This is a genomic window from Acidobacteriota bacterium (assembly GCA_016196065.1).
Lineage (GTDB): Bacteria > Acidobacteriota > Terriglobia > Terriglobales > Acidobacteriaceae > Acidiflorens.
Genome location: JACPYL010000025.1, coordinates 304,889 through 321,313, shown reverse-complemented (window position 1 = coordinate 321,313; position 16,425 = coordinate 304,889). Strand labels below are relative to the sequence as shown.

Here is a 16,425-nt window from a genome sequence, read left to right as displayed (position 1 = left end):
GGTTAGTCCAGGCGCGTGCGCAGAATTGCCAGGACACGTGTTCGGAAGTCCGTTACGCGTGGGGATTCGGGTTCCAGCGCGAGGCGTACGGAGAGAGCCTGAAGGAAATAAGTGTGATTCTGAAATCGCGCGAGTGATTCTGGCGTCAGAGGGATTGCCCACACCTGTTTGTCTTCGTCCTCCACCGCTTTCAGCCAATTTTCGAAGGGCGCCGCCGCAAATGTTGGGCGCTGGATTACGGCGAGGAGGGCTCCGGCCATGCGATCTTGTTCGCCCTGGGTGTAAACCTGCGGCGCGGTCGAGAGACGAGTTGCAAGCGCTGCCAGGATACTGTTCTCCTCGTCTTTCGTCTGCATCGGGCTGTGGGCCAGGGCCTGTAGCAAATCGGCGGTGTGGGCGTTGGCGTGAATCCATCCGAGTGTTCCGTCGTATCCGCGGAGGTCGCGCTCGGACTGAAGATAGGTGACGGCGTCGGCAACCAACTGGTGATAACGCTGTTCGCCAAGAAACGGAGCTTTCGCTTCGCGGTTGGCCATCAACGACAGACACAGGGCGGAGAACGAGCGTTTGAGTACTGAGTTCGTTCCGGATTCACCGATTCCGATTTTCAAGTTGTCGCGCCACTCGTCGGTCAAAGCGAGCAGGTCGGGCGTTGGCATAACTTTCAGACGGTAGATCCAGCGGACAAGAATGGAGTAGGCAAGGTCGTCGCGCAATTCAGGATCGGGAGATCCGAGTAATTGACTGACTTCACGCGCCAGGGCGCCTGCCGATTGATCCGTTGGCACGGCGTAGTTGTCTTTCGCGATTGCACGCCAGTACGCTTTGTCATGCGGAGCGTTTTGCGCGAGGAGCGCCGCCGGACATAGTGCGAGCATCAACGCCGCGACAGTCGCCCTACTGAATCGCATAGAGGTTCCCATCCATGCTGCCCACGTAGACTACGCCCTTGTCCACCGCGGGCGAGGACAGGATGGCGCCAATCGACATGAAGCGGTAAATGTCGATGTACATGTCTTCGAAATCGCCGAACACGGGTGCGAAGGCTTCCTGATTCAAACTGCCGTCGGCGTTCAGGATTTTCATGGGATCTTTCTTGGAGGCTTCGACCTGGAATTCCCAGACGAGCTTGCCGGTTTTTAGATCGACGGCGTACAGCCTACCGTTATGGTCGCCGACATACGCCAGGTCGCCAGCCAGCGCCGCCGACGAAAACATGTAGGCCTTGGCGGCAAAGTTCCAGCGCAGCCGGCCATTCTTCGCGTCAATTGCCATGAAGCGCGAACTGTCAGAGGTCCCAGCGTATACGACGCCATCGCGCACGGCGGGCGTTGCATTCACCCAGGACTTGTTCGCGTTGTAGTCCCATTTCTTCTTGCCGTTGACGGCGTCGAGGGCATAGATGTGGCCATCCCGGCAACCCACATAGACAACTCCATCCATTACTGAGGGAGATGATTGAAAGCCGACCTGGTTGTGAATGGTGTTGTCCTGGCCGGCCTGGAATGTCCACTTCTCTTCGCCGGTGTCGGCGTTGAGTGCGTATAACGTGCTGTCCCAACTGCCGATGTAGACGATATTGTTCACGACCGCGGGCGAGGCGTGTACGACGTCTTTGGTCTGCACTTTCCAGAGTTCGATGCCGGTATCGGCGGTGACGGCGTAGATGTTGCCATCGCCGCTGCCGAAATAGACTTTCCCGTTGACGACTGCGGGAGACGACGTCCAGAGGTCCCAGGCATCGGGAATGGTTTGTGCGGGGGAGGGATAGCCGTGAAGATTCTTCGCTTCAAACTTGCGCTCAAACTCAGTACCGAAAACCCATTTGGGCTTTCCGGTCGCGATGTCGAGGGCCGCGAGAGCGCCGCCCGAGGAGACAAAATAAATCGTACCGCCGCTGATGGCGGGAGTCGAGGCAATCGGCATGCGCGATTTGAAATTCCATTTCTCCTTGCCGGATTCCTGGTCGATCGCAAACAGATGGCCGTCCATGCTGGTGATGTAGACGACGCCATCGGCGATCACCGGCGACGAAACAATCGCGCCGCCCGTCTTGAAGCTCCACTTCACACCTTTCAGTTGTGTGGGACCGGCGGATTCATACACGCCGGTACGTGCGACGTTGCCGTGAAATGTCGACTGACCGAACAGGTTCGCAGCGCACAACAAAAGCCCCAAGCCAAGGACTTGCCTCATCTTTTCTCCTGTGAAGTAAACAGATTCGTAGAGACGCGGCTTGCCGCGTCTGCTTCGCCACCGGAGACGCGGCAAGCCGCGTCTCTACGGCTGGTCTCGTAGATCGCTACCAACACATCTGACGGCGTGAAAGGAGAATGGTTATCAAGCGCGTTGCGCCTAGCTACATTTTGGAGCTGCGTAATTCGGAGATGGCTCGATAAGCCTCATCAATCGCGCAATCGGTGTAGGCAGACGCACCGGCGTCGGAGTTCGCAATGGCGATTTGTCCGAAGCGCGCACGCCCGACTACCCATGGCTTTTCCTCTTCTTTCCAGTCAGGATCGAACAAGGGGTTGTAGCCATAGGCGTAGCCATGCGCCCAGCGGTTCACGGTGAGGCCTTCTATGTCGCGAGCGGGATCGAAGCCTGCGCCGCCAAGCATGCGTCCGAGTTGATCGCGGACGTTTCGTTCGAAAGTTGAAAATGGGGTTCGGAGCAGTTCGGCGCGTCCGGCGCGATACTGATCGCGCATTGGCAAGCCCGGCTTGCAGGGCGTGCGAATCATGAAGAGGACCATCGGTTCTTCTGGCTTGCTCGGAAACTTGTATTCGCCGAGGTTGACCGGAAAGTCGAGCGCCGTATACACGTGATAGCTGCCGGGCGACTCGATCTGCCGCAGCCCCAGTTTTTCAAACGATGTCCAGTTGCGAATCGCAACGTGCGTATAGACGAGCGGTGCTTTCACCAGGTAGGACAACGCCGCCTTCTGCGTCTCCGGTAGTTCCGGACACAAATACGGGATCATGCCGTTATAGCAAGCGAGCACGCATTGTTTTGCGCGCACTGACTGCAATTTCTTGCCGTGAACGTAGGCGACTTCAACCTCTTTCGAAGAAGTTGGCCCTGTGTGCTTCACGTTCACGACTGTGCTGTTCAAGCGGATGCGAGTCGCCGATGCGGTTTGGTCCAGTCGGCTGTAATCAGCTCGGGCAGTGACCACATCTTCCATGGTGTGGCCGGGGATTGCCGCCGGAATCAGCGCGCGTACCAGCAATCGCGCAATCGACGCGTTGCCGTCCGGGAAATGAAAGATGTAGGGTTCTTCTCGCTCGTCGTCGCCGAGATCCATGCCCTGGAAACCGGGATAAGTGATTCCGCCGTAGTCATCGCCCGCCATGTACGGGCCAATGGCCGGGACCGCGTCGATCCCGACTGCCCACAGGTCATTGGTGTAACTCTGGAAAAACTTCAACGCGTCCGGATGGACTTTGCAGAGTTTGGTCAGGAAGTCCGCATAACTGATCTTCGAAAGCTTAGCGATCTTTTCTTCCCGTGAGAGTCCGGGCAGGTAGTCGGCCTTATCGGTATAAACGCGCGCGATGTCACGACGGACCGCTTCACTCAGGGGCGCTCTCGCCAGCCACTCCGTCCATGGGACTCTTCCCAGACCGGGGAGGGTACGGTCTTCACCAAAGGTTTCTTTGTCGAAGAAAACGCCCGTTCCCAATCTGTGAGAATCGTAGAGATTCTGGTTGTAGGCTTTGAAGAATTTCTGTGTGTCGATCCCCAACTCGACGAGCAGTTGTTTGGCTTCCGCGCTGTATTTTCCAGGACTTTCGATCGACTGCGTGCCGCCGTAGCTGAGAAGCATGCGACCGCCGGCCTGAAACTCGTTGCGTTTGGCATGACCGCCGAAGTCGTCATGATTGTCGAGCACGAGTATGCGAGCTTTATCGCCAACAGCCTTGCGGTAGAAATAGGCTGCGGAGAGCCCGCTGATTCCGCCTCCGACGACGACCAGATCGTAGGATTCGCCGGTTGCTTCGGTGGGACCGTCGGAGTTCCATGCTTCTCCGTCACGCAAGCGGTGCGCGTAGGTGAAGGTTCCATCGTGATTGCCGCGCATCCCGGTCAACGCGGGCGGGTAGTAGTCCGAGGGTTTTTCGGGAGGCGACGCGGGGGATCCACTGGAGCCGCCGTCAAACTCCGACGGAGCCAGAGCCGCCAGGAGATGCTGGCTTGCGAGTGTCCCACCAATCCCGACGGCCGCTCCATTCAGGAAGTCACGGCGCGAGATCGGGCATCCCATGCCGAGTTCACGGTCGCGTCTTTCGTCTGCCATGGAGGTCCTTACGCGCGGCGCCGATTATAGCAGTGCGGGCACGTCTCTCGATTCGGAGTCTGGCCGGTGTGCAAACATTGCTCATCCGGGCGCAGAACTTGCCCGGCAACCGAGAGCGACTGGGCGTACTTCCTTGAAACCAGCGAGTTTCGGCTCTGGAAGGCCAGTTGCAGCAGGTAAGTTAATTCGCTTATTCTGCGCGTCCAGCGCCCAACTCACCCTACTCGGAGGAATCTTCACCATGCAGCAGATTAGGAACAATCCCCAGCCCGTGTCGCGGCGCGCCGTTGCTTCCGGTGTTGCCGGCATACGGATCTTTGTTCTCGTATTGAGTCTCATCACCATGGTCGCTGTCGAACCCGGATGGGCGGCGGGACCACCCCTTCCTGAGGCTCCTGCGGTCCACTTGCAACTGGTGGTTTCGGGACTGGCCGCACCGCTTGACTTCCAGGCTCCGCGAGACGGTTCCGGCCGATTCTTCATTGTTGAGCAGGGTGGCACGATCCGGATTGTGAAAGCCAAGAAACTCTTGGCCACTCCTTTCCTTAACATTTCCTCGATCATTGTGAGCGGTGGCGAGACAGGGTTGTTAGGCTTGGCGTTTCATCCCAGCTACAAAACCAACGGGCGTTTTTTCCTCAATTACACGCGGCGCGTGAACGGACAGTTGCAGACCGTGATCGCCGAATATCACGTCTCGTCGTCGGACCCAAATGTCGCCGATCCGAATAGCGGCAAGGTTCTCTTGTTCTTCGACCAGCCTTTTGATAACCACAAGGGCGGCCAGATGGCTTTTGGGCCGGATGGGTTCCTCTATATCGGAACCGGCGACGGCGGCTCCGGCGGAGATCCCAATGGCAATGGCCAGAAGTTGAGCACGCTGCTCGCGAAGATGTTGCGCATTGACGTCAACTCCGGAAATCCCTATGCAATTCCGCCCGATAATCCATTTGTCGGTGTGTCGGGAGCGAAGGGTGAGATTTGGGCGTACGGCTTTCGCAATCCATGGCGATTTTCGTTTGACAACAAGAAGAGCAAACGACTGTTCGTGGGTGATGTCGGCCAGGGTGCATGGGAGGAAGTCGATATCGTGACCAAGGGCGGCGACTTCGGATGGAACATCATGGAAGGGAATCATTGCTATCCGCCGGGGCAGAGTTGCAGCCAGACGGGGCTGGTTCCTCCGATTGCCGAATACTCCCATTCAGAAGGCATCGCTGTGATTGGTGGATACGTGTATCGAGGCACCGGCATTCCGGCATTGGCTGGACTGTATGTCTTCGGAGACTTCGGCAGTGGCACGTTGTGGACGCTGCAGGAGACTCAACCCGGCACTTGGTCACGCGCTCCTCTGCTCTCGACCGGCGTCAATGTCAGTGCTCTCGGCCGTGCGGCAAATAACGAGCTTTACGTCGTGGACTATAACGGCAAACTCTATAAGCTGGTGGCAGGCTAAGAACGCGGGAAAGCAAGTCGCATCGCCCCAGCTGGAAAGTGCGTTCGTGGGTCAGTCCTCAGTCGCGATTGAAGTCCCGAGTGCCGACCATGCCATCCCAAGCGGAACGTCCCGGAGGGACAATTGGGTAGTGGCTCAATTTGTCTTTGCTTTTACCACGAAGGTCGTGGTTATGTTTCCGCGAGCGGACTCAAAATGACCCACTACCGATAATTGAGAATAGCCCGGCGTTTCAACGCCGGGTTAGAAATGTGCCGGGAACGAAAGTCCCAGCGGGACGACAGATCGGTTCCGATGGCGAGACTTTCAACCCCGACGTTTACACGGTTGTGCTGTCCGGAATCTTGGGGGCTGCCCCGGCGGCAACGTCCTGCACGAAATCGCGGCGACGCTCAACTCCTTCGCGATTGGCAAGGACGCGCACGCGCCGCGCCGGAATGTTACTGGGATCGAGGCGCACGATGCGGCCGCGTTCCACTTGGATATGAAAACGGAACCAGTCCGTGCGGAACATGCGTCCCGAAGCGAAGAACGTGACTGAGGATGCGATCTGACCTTCGAAGTCAGGTCCCGTGCAAGCGATCAGGCGCTTGCCGATGTCCTGTGTCCAGGTCATCCCACCAACTAACGGATCGTTCAAGACGCAGCGCTCGAATGGCACCATGAACGTGATTTTGCGAATCTGCAAGAGCTGCAGGAGTACCGACAGCTTTGCCAGGTTAGTAACTACGATCCGCGCGTCGTTGGCGGAGATGCGCTCGATCTTGAGGTGAAGTTCGGGGGACCATTCGCGTTCGAACTCCTCGCGAGCCAAGGCCAGGCCCTTATCGGTGGCGGCGACGTAGCGCAGCGTCGCGCGCGCCAGGATCACGCTGAAATAACAGGTGACCACGGTTGCGAGCACGGGAATATAGGCCAGTAATGCGTTGAACGGGATGCGGTAAATGCTGTCCCAGACGTTCATAGTGGCGGTTGGCTCCCTCATCCCCGGCGCGGGGGGCTTGGATTCCAGATGATTCGACGAATAGGAGTGTAGCGAGAGGCGGGAGTGCGCTCCAGATGCGGTTGGTCCAGAGGCGGGAAGCGGGGCCCAACACAGCCTTTCGTAATCGTGACAAGGAGTAACTGGGCCTAGAACGGGCAGTTACTCCACTGTCACGTTAGAGTCGGGGCGGGTTTATTTCTCCAGAGTCTTGACGGCCTTCTTTACGGTCGCGTGCTCATTCCTCAGCAGGCGGGCCACGTCGCCGAGTGGAACTTCAGCGGGCGGTTTGGCGCCGGCTTCCCATAGCGGACGCTCACCCCGAGCGGAAGTCTCACTGTAGGAAGTGATCAGCAGGCTTTCGCCCGACTGAATGGCGTGTTGCGAGGCATGCTGCTGATGGCTGGGAATCTGGATCGGGTTGGGCTCGTTGGATACGGAAACGCCCGCCGCTTGTCCGAAGGCAGCGGTGGCGCAGAAAAATAGCAACGCGAATAGGGTCGTTTTCATGGCAATCTCCAGGTTCTGGAAGCCCCAGGGTCGTGGGCTTTCTGCCAGCCCGGTTTCGACCGGGTCCGGCTGCACACTTCCATTGTGGATAGAGCATCCGCCATACCAAAGGCCTCGTGTTAACCGGTGTATTCATGCGGGTTACTTCAGTGACCGGAGCAATTGTTTGCACAATTGTGGAACAGGGCGTTGGGCCGACTCCTCGAGGAGATCGGATGGCTGTTCGTCGCGATAGTAGTTTTAGGCTACTGACACCGGGAACTGCTTGTATGAGAAAATTGCGCCTCAATATGTCCGTCGCTTCATCCCCACCCCCATCCGCGGCGCCTCGAAAAAAACGCAACTGGAAACCCGTCCTGCTAAAGACGGTACTGGTTCTGTTCGTTCTGTGGCTGGGATTCGTGGCCTTCATGTGGCACACCATGAAGCAGCCGCCCGAGAGATTCGGGCAAGTCATGATGCACATGCCGATTCCGGCGGTGTTTCTGGCTGCGCCGTTCGAGACGATGTGGTTGCGCGCGCGCGCCGGCGAATTGCGACCCGGCGATGCCGCTCCCGATTTCAATCTCCAGACCCTCGACAAGACATCTCGCGTCGCGCTTTCTTCACTGAATGCCAAAGGTCCAGTTGTGCTGGTGTTCGGGAGCTATACCTGACCGCCTTTCCGGCGGGAGGTTCCTGCCCTCAATAAACTCTACGACGAGTACGGAAGCCGCGTGAGTTTCCTGGCTGTATACATTCTGGAAGCGCATCCGAGCGACGTCTGGCAGATGGAAAGTAACCTGAGAGATAAGGTTGTATTCGCATCTCCAAAAAATGAAGAGGAACGGGCTTTTGTGGCGGGCGCCTGTGTGCGCAAACTTGGGATCAAATTTCCCGCAGTGCTCGACGGTTTCGAAAACACGACCGAGAAGGCATATACGGGTTGGCCTGATCGCTTGTATCTCGTCGATCGCGATGGCAAGATTGCCTACAAGAGTCGTCCTGGGCCATTCGGTTTCAAGCCGGATGATTTGAAGGCGGCTTTGGCCAAGGTCGCTCCTGCAACTCCGGTGGCGGGATTGCGGAAGTAAACTCATCCAGTCCACAAGCTCGCGTTCCTTGCCACGGCTTGCACGAAAATCTTGCAACGCAGAGCGCGCGAGGAACGCGCTCGGTCGCGGAGAAAATCAAAACCTATGAAAAACCTAGTTATCTTGCGAACCCTGACCGTTGCAGTGTTGTCCCTCTCTCTTGGCGCGGCCGCACAGTCTGCACCTGGATACAAAGTCACGAAGACCTGGAAACTGGGCGGCATTGGTGGATGGGACTACCTGACCGTCGACAGCCCGGGGCGTAGGATTTTTATCGCCCGCGCAGATCGCGTCATGGTCGTGGATGAGGACTCAGGCAAGTTGCTGAAGGAGATCCCGAACACGCCCGGTGTTCATGGGGTCGCTTTGACTCCGGAGTTTGGAAAAGGCTTCATCAGCGCCGGAGGCGAAGACATGGTCACGATCTTCGACCTGAAGACGCTGAAAGTCCTGAACAAAATCAAAGTTGGTACGCGGCCGGATGCGATCGTCTACGACCCTTTTACGAAACGCGTCTTCACCTTTAACGCGAACAGTAAGGACACGACGGCGATCGATGCTGCCAAGGGTGAAGTAGTCGGCAAAATTGATCTGGGCGGGAAGCCGGAATTTTCAGCGAGCGACGAAAAGGGCACGATGTTCGTCAACGTCGAGGACACGTCGGAACTGGTCGCCTTTGATCCGCAGAAGCTGGTCGTGAAATCGCGCTGGAAGATGGCTGGATGTGAAGAGCCCACAGGCCTGGCGCTTGATAAGAAGAATCGCCGATTGTTTGCCGGATGCGGCGGCAACAAGAAGATGGCGATCGTGAACGCGGATAATGGCAAAGTATTGGCCATGCCGGATATTGGCGAAGGATGCGACGCGACTGCATTCGATCCCGAGCAGAATCTCGCATTCGCATCAGCCGGTGACGGCACGATCACCGTGATTCGCGAAGACTCTCCGGAGAAGTTCACGGTTGTCGAAACCGCGAAGACTCAGGACCACGCACGAACGATGTCGCTTGATCCCAAGACACACGAGCTGTTCACGGTGACCGCGAAAGTGCTGCCGGGAAGAAAGGTCGAACCGGATACGTTTGTGGTGCTGGCGCTGGAGAAATCGAAGTAGGGCTGGATCGCGGCCTAAGTCCCGTCGCAGAGTGCAAGGTGCTTAGGCCGTGCTATTTCCAGACTGAATCCAATTCCCACACTGTGAGCGAGATGACTTTACCGACCTCGCCTTTGCTGTAAACGTCGATTCCGTCGCTGCCTGCGGGCGGGTAGATGCGTTCGGATAGCACCCGCTCCCCGTCGTTGACGAAGACCTCAACACTCGAACGGTCGACGAATATATGCAACTTGATCCGTGCGGTTTTTTCGATGCTTGCAGCGTGACGACCCGGGAAATCTTTACTGAACGAAGTTTCGCCGGATCTTGTTTTGTCCACGAACACTTCATCGCGAGTTGCGCTGATCCCGACCAACGTTTCGGTGTCTTTCCCCTTGCGGAGACGCATCCCGATTTCATCCGCGTGTCCGAGTTCTAATTCCGCCTCAAGTTCGTAGACTTCACCCTTGGTTCCGGTCTCGCCAATTTTGCGATTGATATCCGCAATGTTGGCATTGGCGGCGCGGAATTTTTCGTGCCGCAGTTGCTCCAATTCGCTTACCGGTTTCTGGACCAGGCGCAGTCCATCGTGGAAACGACGCAGCATCAGAGTGCGGGGGACAGACAGGCCGCCGCGCCAGAGGACCGTGGGTTCCACGTTCGCGTATTGCCAATTGCTGAACCAGCCGATCCACACGCGGCGCGGGTCAGTGGCCGGCATATCGTTCCATGTATTGGTGGCGTAGAAATCCTTGCCCCAGTCGGCCCAGAGCACCGGAGTGTCCGGGATCTCGCTGGTGAATTGTGTGCCGTCAAATTTGCCGATCAAATAACGCACGCCGGTGCCTCCCGCGGGTGCTCCCGGGTTGCGATTGATAATCAACAACCACCGCTTCTCGTGGGTGCCTTCGACGGGAAGCTCGATCAAGTCGGGACATTCCCATTGCCCAGCCGTGTCTCCGGCGGGACCAAACGTCGAGCGCTTGGTCCAATGCTTGAGATCGGGAGAGTCAAAGAGGACAAGCGTCCTTTCATCGGCGAGCACCGTCACCATCACCCACTTATGTTGCGGTTCGTACCAGAAAACGTTGGGATCACGAAAGTCGGGCGCGTCGAGGTCGGCGACTGGGTTGCCGGAATAGTTCGTCCAGGTGCGGCCGCGATCGTTGCTGAACGCGATGTGTTGCTTCTGGCGATCCTTGTAGGCGGCGGTATAAATCGCCACAAGACAGGAATGGTCGCGGGGATCGGGATTCTCGCAAAGCCCACTTGTGTTGTTCTTGTCGACGACAGCGCTACCGGAATAAATCATGTAGTTGGGATCTTCGGGGATCGCGACCGGAAGATCTTGCCAGTGAACCAGATCAGTGCTGACAGCGTGTCCCCAACTCATATGTCCCCAGACGTTGCCTTCGGGATTGTGCTGGTAGAACAGGTGATACTCGCCTTTGTAAAAGACCGTTCCATTGGGATCGTTCATGAAGTTTTGCGGAGGCGTGAAGTGATATTGCGGACGCCAGGGCTGATCGTAAGGAGTCGGCTGCGCGACAGCACTCGGTGTCAGTGTGAGGACACCAGAAATCAATAGGAAAGAAAACAATGCGATCTGTTTCATGACGGTCGCCAGTGGTTCGGTTGGAATTGTATTTCAGTTCGGGCGGGTCGGCTTATGCCAGGATGGAGTCGTCGAGTTTCTTGCGCGACCAGTTTTCGGCTGCTTGCACGAATGCCATCACCAGCGGGTGCGGCTTCTTGGCGGTTGACGACAACTGCGGTTGGAACAGAGTCGCGATAAAGAATTGATGGGCGGGAGATTCGATGGCGCGGCACTCTCCGTCGGCTCCGCGAGCGACGATCGGGAAGCCGGCTTCCATCGCCGTCCATTCGAATTCAGGATTCACTTCAAAATTGCAGAAATATTCTTCCTCGATGACTTCTTCGCTGTAATAACCCGCCAGATAAGAACCGGGGCGCAGGTGGATTTTCGGCACAATTCCAGAAAGTTTGGGCGCACCCGCTTTGCGTTTTGGAACGGCGCATGAGACTGGATAAATAATAATGTTCTTCGCGTTCGGATCTTCTTCCGCCGTGGTCGCATCGGCCATTCCCAGAACGTTGCGAGCGCACTCAATCAGCGTGTACTGGAATCCGCCGCACGTGGCCAGGAACGGCCAGTCATGCACACGCGCAAACTGAATGCCCTTGAGCATCCCGTCGAAACTCTTGTAGGGACTGCCCGGAGAGGCCCACAGTCCGTCATAACTTTCGAGGATTTTCGGCGCGTCCGGAGCGAGCAATGACGGCGTTGGTAGCCACACGGATTCCAGTTCGATTCCCAGCTTCTTGGCGGAATGCTGGAGCGCTTCGCTGGTGGCGTGGTGGGAACGAAATTCGGTATTGAAGTCGCCGAGAATTCCGATCCGGACAGGGTCAGGCACGAAGATATTTTAGCAGGCACAGGTTTGGCGATTGGGTTAGCAGTTGGCTACGTCGATTACTTAAGGGAGATATGTGGGGCTGCCCGGAGTCGGCCGTTATGAGCTAAGAACTGAAACGGAAAAGCCGCTCTACTGGAGATCCATCTGCTGAATCAGCACATAGATTCCCAGCAGCGTGAGTGCGCCGCCGCCCCAGATCATGGCAGCGCATTTCCAGGCGAGGGAGCGGACCAGTTCGTTCTGGCTGCGCCAGGAGATGAGAAACGCGGGACTATTTGTGCCCTTCATGAGGACCACGGGAGGCGTGAGATCAAAGGCGTTCTTGTCGGCCGGCGTCGGTGGCGCGGTTCGTTCCCGATTCACCGAGACTTCGTGGACCTGCGGATTCCCGGCAGGTTGGTAAGGAACCCCGGCTGCCTGCCACGCGGCGGGATTGGTGATTCCGGCTTTCGTTAGAGCGGCGGCAAGTTTCGACTGTTGGGTCATGTCGCCAGAACGAGAAGGCGGTTTGGTTTCGGACAGGCGAACGACTTCGTGCGGCATCGTCGTCGGCTGCAAGCTGATCCTGGTACGAGGTTGCGATTCCACATCGCTAACCAACGGGCGCACTTCGATGCCCGGATTCTCAGCGATGGTTCCCACCATAAAGAGAGGACTATTCGGCTGAATGGAACATTCGTCGATTCGGATCTTGTTGGAAGGCTCCACCCCATGGCGAGCCAGAAAGCTCAGTATGGGCTGCGTCGCGTGCGGCGAGAAGATTGTGTCGCTAAAGTTCTGACGAAAGTCGAGCCGCAGATCAAGCTCAGCGCCGTTGGGTTCGACCAATAAGTGGCCCGTGAAATCGTTGAGAAAAAAGGGAACATGCAAGGTTTCTTCAGCGACCTTCTTCCAATCGCCCGACTTGCTTTCATCGTTCTTCTGCCATGCAGAAGTTCGGTAGAGAAAGCAGGGTGCTCCGGTGATGGGAGTGGGTACTGTGTACGGTCCAGTTGCCGTGCCGTTGACTTCAACCAGCCCGAGCGAAGCACTGCGAATCTTCGAGGTCGGCGTGTTGATGAGCAGGCGTTTCCGGGCAAGCAGGCGAAATCCGCGAATGAACAAATAGAGCCCGCCGGCGACTCCTGCCAGCGTAATCAGGGCAAGGCCGCCAGAAGGAAAGATGAGGGCGACAGGCGTCACATCTACGAGGATAAGGATGGGGATTTCAGCGGGACATGGAAAACGTCTGCAACGGGCTTACCGAGGTAACTGATCCTGTTAGCGTGTGACTAACTGCTTCTCTTTGAGAATCTCTTCCACCACCGCAATCGCGGTATCCACTTCTTCGTCAGTGTTGTAAAAGTGCGGCGAGAAGCGCACGCCCGCTTTCGGACGCCAGTCAACAATCACTTCGCGGGCCAGCAGGTCGATGCAGACCTGCTGCGAGCCGGGCATATCAATGGAAACGGTGCCACCACGTTTTTCGGCATCGCGCGGGGAATTGATATGCCATCCATGCTGATCGGCGAGGTCGATCAGTCGCGCCGTCTGACGCTTTGATTTCTCGCGGATGTTCTGGACACCCGCTTCGCGAATGATTTTCAGTCCGGGGCGGCAGGCTTCGAGTGACGGGATATGCGTGGTGCCATTCATGAAGCGAAACGGCGGATCGGTGTAGCGGATCGGCCCGGTTTCGAAAGCCATCGAGTCCTGGTGGGCGAACCATCCCGTAAATTTGGGCGCAAGTTTCGCTCCCAGGTCCGGACGCACGTACAGGTACGCGACTCCCGGACCTCCGCACAGCCATTTCAGGACGCCTCCGCAGGCAAAGTCCACATTGAGCGCAGTGACGTCGACGGGGACCGTTCCCAGAGATTGAAAAGTATCGAGTACGACGTGGGCTCCGACTTTGTGCGCCTTCTCTATGATCGCCCGTGCGTCGTTGATGTAGGCGCTGCGAAAGATCACATGCGAGACGGGAACGAGCAGCGTCTGTTCGTCGATGGCGTCGAGCAGGCGCTCGGTGGGAATGTGGATGCCGTCATCGGTCTTTACCATATTCACGCGCGCGCCATACGCGCGTTGGGCTTCCCAGAAATACATCACGGACGGGAAGTTCATGTCGGTGTAGACAACCTTGTTTCGTTTCCCGGAAAAATCAAAACAGGATGCCACGACGGCCTGGCAGGTGGTGACGTTCTGATGGGTAGAGACTGAATTGTCGGGTGCGTTCATCAGCGCGCCTAACTCGTTGCCGACTTCCAGGGCTAACATCCACCAGCGCTCTTGCCAGGCGCGGACGCCGCGCGTGGCCCATGTATCCGCGTAGCCGTGGAGAGCGTCATAGACGCCGCGGGGCATGGCGCCGAGCGAATTCGAGATCATGTAATTCGTACGTTCGAGGATGGGGAATTCCGGTCGGAAACGTAGAAGTGCGTCGGACATTGAGTCATTGTAATGCGGGAACGGGCGAGGCCGCTCGACAGCGACGCGTTGGCGATTCTTCATCACCCAGCGAACACACTTCGCCTCGCAACCTGCCTTTGCTTGACATGCCGGACACCTCCGGGCCAGCATGTTGCCGCACTACGGAGGATTCCATGACAACTGACAACGATCCCATTCTCGACAATCTCGGTATGGCTCACTTGGGCAGTCCCAAGACGTTATTGGGGAAAAGAGGCGGCCGGATGCTCGATGAATTCAGGGAGTTTGCCATGCGCGGCAGCATGCTCGACATGGCCGTCGGAATCATCGTAGGCGCGGCATTTGGCAGAGTAGTCAGCTCGTTTGTGTCCGACATTCTGATGCCCCCGATTGGGTTGCTCTCGGGTCACTCTGATTTTTCAAACAAGTTCATCAATCTGTCGGGACACTACTACGGTAGCCTCGCCGAAGCGAAAGCGGCAGGGGCGGCCACCATCAATTACGGAGTGTTCTTCAACGTATTCCTGGACTTCCTGATTGTTGCGTTCGCAGTCTTCATGCTCATCCGCCAAGTCAATCGCCTGAAGACGGAGCAGAAGGCGTCTGTGGCTGTAACGAGAGACTGCCCATTCTGCTTCTCTGGCGTTGCGATGCAAGCGACCCGCTGTCCACACTGCACATCGCAGCTGACGACGGCATCGTAGTGGCTTCGGGGCGATTGCTTGTTACTCTCGGAGCGAAGGCAATGAGCGGGAATCGACGATGCAAGAGTTAACGCTGACCACCGTTCACACTGATTGACCTCAACCCGAGGCTAGGCCGTCCGCCGTCGCAATAGAAAATAGAGCACCGTCAGTCCGATCATGAACGCGACGCCGCTGATCAGGTTGACGCGGGAGTCATACCAGGTCTTGCCGATGGCTCCGAGGACGACGACGAGGCCTATCATCGATCCCCAGCCCTTCAGCGGAGATGGTGCGGGGATGGCTGCGGCCTGTTCGGGAGAAATGCGGCGTCGGAATGAAATATGGGCGGCGAGAGAAATAACCCAGGACAGCATCATCCCGAAAAACGCACCGCGCAAAATGTAGACGAACGCATTGGAGGCAGCCCAATGCTCCAGTGCGAGTGCGACCACGATCCCGTAGGAGGAAACGAGCAAGGCAAGGGTTGGCGAGCCTTTGGAACTCAAGCGGCCCAGTGCGGCCGGAGCCCATCCAGTGCGGGCGAGGGAGAACAGCATGCGGCTCGAGATGTACAGCGCTGCGTTCGCCCCGGAGAGAGCGGCGGTCAGCACGACAAAATTCATGACATGCGCGGCTCCCGGTAGCCGCACCGATCGGAACACAGTCACGAAGGGACTTTCGGTGACTCCAGCATGGTTCCACGGCATGACGCCAACTAAGACGACAATCGCGCCCAGGTAGAGGAATGTCAGCGTGAGGAACGTCATGCGGACGGCGCGCGCAATTTCCGCTGCGGAAGTTGATTCGCCTGAGGTGACGGCCACGAACTCGACTCCGCCGAAGGTATAGATCGCAAACGTGATAGCCAGCAGAGGAGCGGCTGCGCCGAGCGGGAAGAATCCGCCATGGGATGTGTATTGCGGCTGCGCGCGTCCGGTCAGGAGCAGGAGCGCGCCGATCATGATGAAGGCCGCGATGACAGCCACCTTGATCATGGCAAACCAGAATTCGAAGCGTCCGAAGGCGTGCACGCTCAGCAGGTTCGTCGAGAGCAGGAAGACAGAAAAAAGCACGACCCAGACAATCGCTGGGACGCCCGGAAACCAGAGTTGCATGTAGGTCGCTGAAGCGACCATCTCGGCGCCGATCGAAACCGCGATCGCAAGCCAGTATCCGGCACGCGAAATGAATCCGGCATAGTCGTTGAGATAAAGATCGCCGTAGACACCAAATGATCCGACGGCCGGATGCGTACTGGCTAGTTCACCGAGCGCGAGTGCGACGATCCAGCTGATGAAGGCAGCCAATATGAAACTCAGGATGACTGCAGGCCCAGCCAGTTCAATTGCGGCCGCGGTGCCGAGCAGGAGTCCGGTTCCAATCGAGCCGCCCACCGCGACCATGGTCATCTGGCCGGCGCTCAGTTGGTGCTTGAGTCCGGACTCGGACGTTGTAGAAGACGACGCCATGAATGGTGGT

General features: G+C 57.5%; 15 protein-coding genes. 5 read left to right on the top strand and 10 right to left on the bottom strand.

Annotated elements, in window-relative coordinates:
* Positions 1-2 precede the first annotated feature (2 nt).
* The 3 genes from HY010_19185 to HY010_19175 form a co-directional block, all read right to left on the bottom strand.
* Positions 3-911, bottom strand: coding sequence for a DUF2785 domain-containing protein (locus tag HY010_19185; protein ID MBI3477865.1), 909 nt, complete (start codon positions 909-911; stop codon positions 3-5).
* A complete protein-coding gene (locus HY010_19180) occupies positions 898-2,196 on the bottom strand; it encodes a PQQ-binding-like beta-propeller repeat protein (protein MBI3477864.1) in 1,299 nt (432 codons plus the stop codon). Before HY010_19180 ends, HY010_19185 begins: the two co-directional genes overlap by 14 nt.
* A 163-nt stretch (positions 2,197-2,359) precedes the next feature.
* Positions 2,360-4,267: an FAD-dependent oxidoreductase gene (locus tag HY010_19175; protein MBI3477863.1), complete on the bottom strand. Its 1,908-nt coding sequence runs from the start codon at positions 4,265-4,267 to the stop codon at positions 2,360-2,362.
* Between the two features lie 376 nt (positions 4,268-4,643).
* On the opposite strand from HY010_19175, the gene HY010_19170 reads away from it, so the two are divergent.
* Entirely contained in the window at positions 4,644-5,756 is a 1,113-nt protein-coding gene (locus tag HY010_19170; GenBank protein MBI3477862.1) for a PQQ-dependent sugar dehydrogenase, read from the top strand.
* Between the two features lie 319 nt (positions 5,757-6,075).
* Here HY010_19170 and HY010_19165 read toward each other — a convergent pair whose 3' ends face one another.
* On the bottom strand, positions 6,076-6,720 hold the full coding sequence (locus tag HY010_19165; protein ID MBI3477861.1) for a hypothetical protein: 645 nt from the start codon (positions 6,718-6,720) through the stop codon (positions 6,076-6,078).
* Between the two features lie 213 nt (positions 6,721-6,933).
* Positions 6,934-7,248 (bottom strand): hypothetical protein, encoded by a 315-nt coding sequence (locus HY010_19160; GenBank protein ID MBI3477860.1) that lies wholly within the window; start codon positions 7,246-7,248, stop codon positions 6,934-6,936.
* Between the two features lie 356 nt (positions 7,249-7,604).
* On the opposite strand from HY010_19160, the gene HY010_19155 reads away from it, so the two are divergent.
* The 3 genes from HY010_19155 to HY010_19145 all read left to right on the top strand — a co-directional run bounded on the left by HY010_19155 (position 7,605) and on the right by HY010_19145 (position 9,434).
* On the top strand, positions 7,605-7,904 hold the full coding sequence (locus tag HY010_19155; GenBank protein ID MBI3477859.1) for a hypothetical protein: 300 nt from the start codon (positions 7,605-7,607) through the stop codon (positions 7,902-7,904).
* Positions 7,905-8,018: 114 nt separating this feature from the next.
* On the top strand, positions 8,019-8,321 hold the full coding sequence (locus HY010_19150; protein ID MBI3477858.1) for a deiodinase: 303 nt from the start codon (positions 8,019-8,021) through the stop codon (positions 8,319-8,321).
* A 105-nt stretch (positions 8,322-8,426) separates the two neighbouring features.
* Complete coding sequence (locus tag HY010_19145; protein MBI3477857.1) at positions 8,427-9,434, top strand: YncE family protein; 1,008 nt, start codon at positions 8,427-8,429, stop codon at positions 9,432-9,434.
* A gap of 52 nt (positions 9,435-9,486) precedes the next feature.
* Here the strand turns inward: HY010_19145 and HY010_19140 are convergent, their stop codons facing one another.
* The 4 genes from HY010_19140 to HY010_19125 form a co-directional block, all read right to left on the bottom strand.
* A complete protein-coding gene (locus tag HY010_19140) occupies positions 9,487-11,028 on the bottom strand; it encodes a glycoside hydrolase family 32 protein (protein MBI3477856.1) in 1,542 nt (513 codons plus the stop codon).
* Between the two features lie 52 nt (positions 11,029-11,080).
* Positions 11,081-11,851: a glutamine amidotransferase gene (locus HY010_19135; GenBank protein ID MBI3477855.1), complete on the bottom strand. Its 771-nt coding sequence runs from the start codon at positions 11,849-11,851 to the stop codon at positions 11,081-11,083.
* Between the two features lie 129 nt (positions 11,852-11,980).
* Positions 11,981-13,033, bottom strand: a complete 1,053-nt coding sequence (locus tag HY010_19130; GenBank protein ID MBI3477854.1) for a hypothetical protein — start codon at positions 13,031-13,033, stop codon at positions 11,981-11,983.
* Between the two features lie 78 nt (positions 13,034-13,111).
* On the bottom strand, positions 13,112-14,278 hold the full coding sequence (locus tag HY010_19125; protein ID MBI3477853.1) for an aminotransferase class V-fold PLP-dependent enzyme: 1,167 nt from the start codon (positions 14,276-14,278) through the stop codon (positions 13,112-13,114).
* A gap of 245 nt (positions 14,279-14,523) precedes the next feature.
* On the opposite strand from HY010_19125, the gene mscL reads away from it, so the two are divergent.
* Positions 14,524-14,964 carry a large conductance mechanosensitive channel protein MscL gene (gene mscL / locus HY010_19120; GenBank protein MBI3477852.1) on the top strand — a complete coding sequence of 147 codons (441 nt, stop codon included), beginning with the start codon at positions 14,524-14,526 and terminating at the stop codon, positions 14,962-14,964.
* A 110-nt stretch (positions 14,965-15,074) separates the two neighbouring features.
* Here mscL and HY010_19115 read toward each other — a convergent pair whose 3' ends face one another.
* Positions 15,075-16,415, bottom strand: coding sequence for an amino acid permease (locus tag HY010_19115; GenBank protein ID MBI3477851.1), 1,341 nt, complete (start codon positions 16,413-16,415; stop codon positions 15,075-15,077).
* Positions 16,416-16,425: the final 10 nt, after the last annotated feature.

What these genes read in the sequence shown, in the direction of transcription:
- HY010_19185 (MBI3477865.1), bottom strand. Translation starts at nt 911, where the DNA reads ATGCGATTCAGTAGGGCGACTGTCGCGGCGTTGATGCTCGCACTATGT.
- HY010_19180 (MBI3477864.1), bottom strand. Translation starts at nt 2,196, where the DNA reads ATGAGGCAAGTCCTTGGCTTGGGGCTTTTGTTGTGCGCTGCGAACCTG.
- HY010_19175 (MBI3477863.1), bottom strand. Translation starts at nt 4,267, where the DNA reads ATGGGATGCCCGATCTCGCGCCGTGACTTCCTGAATGGAGCGGCCGTC.
- HY010_19170 (MBI3477862.1), top strand. Translation starts at nt 4,644, where the DNA reads ATGGTCGCTGTCGAACCCGGATGGGCGGCGGGACCACCCCTTCCTGAG.
- HY010_19165 (MBI3477861.1), bottom strand. Translation starts at nt 6,720, where the DNA reads ATGAACGTCTGGGACAGCATTTACCGCATCCCGTTCAACGCATTACTG.
- HY010_19160 (MBI3477860.1), bottom strand. Translation starts at nt 7,248, where the DNA reads ATGAAAACGACCCTATTCGCGTTGCTATTTTTCTGCGCCACCGCTGCC.
- HY010_19150 (MBI3477858.1), top strand. Translation starts at nt 8,019, where the DNA reads ATGGAAAGTAACCTGAGAGATAAGGTTGTATTCGCATCTCCAAAAAAT.
- HY010_19145 (MBI3477857.1), top strand. Translation starts at nt 8,427, where the DNA reads ATGAAAAACCTAGTTATCTTGCGAACCCTGACCGTTGCAGTGTTGTCC.
- HY010_19140 (MBI3477856.1), bottom strand. Translation starts at nt 11,028, where the DNA reads ATGAAACAGATCGCATTGTTTTCTTTCCTATTGATTTCTGGTGTCCTC.
- HY010_19125 (MBI3477853.1), bottom strand. Translation starts at nt 14,278, where the DNA reads ATGTCCGACGCACTTCTACGTTTCCGACCGGAATTCCCCATCCTCGAA.
- mscL (MBI3477852.1), top strand. Translation starts at nt 14,524, where the DNA reads ATGCTCGATGAATTCAGGGAGTTTGCCATGCGCGGCAGCATGCTCGAC.
- HY010_19115 (MBI3477851.1), bottom strand. Translation starts at nt 16,415, where the DNA reads ATGGCGTCGTCTTCTACAACGTCCGAGTCCGGACTCAAGCACCAACTG.